Below are 1,414 nucleotides of genomic sequence, written 5' to 3' on the forward strand. Positions count from 1 at the left end.
TGGCGTGCCTGCGGCGGGCCTGCCGGACGGACGCGCAGCGGTACGCGGCCGAGGGCCCCGCCCGCACGCCGGGCCGCTTGTGAACGGCGCCGGATACGGCGCGGTGACGCCGTCCGGCGGTACACGGTCGAGGGTATGACCGCTCGATCCGGGTGGGACGTGGAAGGGCTTGTGTATGGCATCGCGGTCTTTACGTACGAAGCTCCTTCGAATCCTGCCCCGACGGCGCTGGCTGCGCTGGAGTCTGTTCGCCACCTGCCTGGTCCTGGTGACGGCGGTGTGCGCGGGCGGATTCGCGTACGCGCGGCTGAGCGGCGGCATCCGCACCGACGAGGCCACCGACCGGGCCCTGGAGGCCGACCACGGCCGTCGGCCCGCGGCCCTGCGGCCCGGCGCGCAGAACATCCTGATCATGGGCTCGGACATCGAGAACACCAAGGACAGCCAGCGCTCGGACACGACGATGCTGCTGCACCTGTCGGCGGACCGGAAACGGGCCGCGCTGATGAGCGTGCCGCGCGACCTGATGGTGGACATCCCGGCCTGCAGGACGCCGGACGGGGAGCGCAGCGAACCCGAGTACGCGCAGTTCAACTGGGCTTTCGAGCGCGGCGGGGCGGCCTGTGCGATCCGCACATTCGAGGACCTGACGGACGTCCGCGTGGACCATCACCTGGTGCTGGACTTCACCGGGTTCAAGAAGGTCGTCAACGCGCTCGGGGGCGTCGACGTGAAGGTGCCCGAGCGGATGAAGGTGCCCAACAACGACCTCGTCCTCGACAAGGGCGAGCAGCACCTCAACGGCGCCCAGGCCCTCGTCTTCGTCCGCGGCCGTACCGGCGTCGGCGACGGCAGCGACCTGCAACGCATCGAGCGGCAGAAGGAGTTCGTGCGCGATCTGCTCGGCCAGGCGCGCGACGCGGGCCTGCTGGAGCACACCACGCGCCTGTACCCGGTCCTGCACGCCGTGACGTCCTCGCTCACCGCCGACAAGGGCCTGGACTCGCTGAGCGAGCTGTACGGTCTGGCCGACGCGGCGGGGCAGGTGCCGCAGGAGCGCACCGCGATCGTCACCGTTCCGAGCGTGGAGCACCCCGACTACTGGGGGCGTTACATGCCGGTCGAGGACCAGGCGCAGGACCTGTTCGACGCGCTGCGCGAGGACAGGGAACTGCCGAAACACCTGTACAACGCGTACGACCCGGACAACGACGAGCTGTGAGAGCCGGGCAGCCCCGCGGGCCATGGCCGGTCTAAGGCGCGCCCCGGCCGGCCGTGGCGGCCCGGACCGCCGTCGCCACGTACGGCGACACCATCCGCAGCGGCGCCCGCACCCCGGCGTGCCGCCAGCAGTACACCCACCACTGCCGCACGGGCAGTTCCCGCTGCGAGGTCCGTCGGCGCAGCGCCTCGC

At 71.5% G+C, this 1,414-nt stretch carries 1 protein-coding gene and 1 pseudogene; one reads left to right on the forward strand and one right to left on the reverse strand.

Going from position 1 to position 1,414, the window contains the following annotated elements; translation table 11 throughout:
* Positions 1-175 precede the first annotated feature (175 nt).
* Entirely contained in the window at positions 176-1,222 is a 1,047-nt protein-coding gene (locus G3I40_RS46190; protein WP_164560764.1) for an LCP family protein, read from the forward strand.
* A 31-nt stretch (positions 1,223-1,253) separates the two neighbouring features.
* Here the strand turns inward: G3I40_RS46190 and G3I40_RS47850 are convergent.
* Positions 1,254-1,414, reverse strand: a pseudogene (locus G3I40_RS47850) (glycosyltransferase family 2 protein); the annotation flags it as partial.

The organism is Streptomyces sp. SID14478, from assembly GCF_010548525.1.
Taxonomy (GTDB): Bacteria; Actinomycetota; Actinomycetes; order Streptomycetales; family Streptomycetaceae; genus Streptomyces.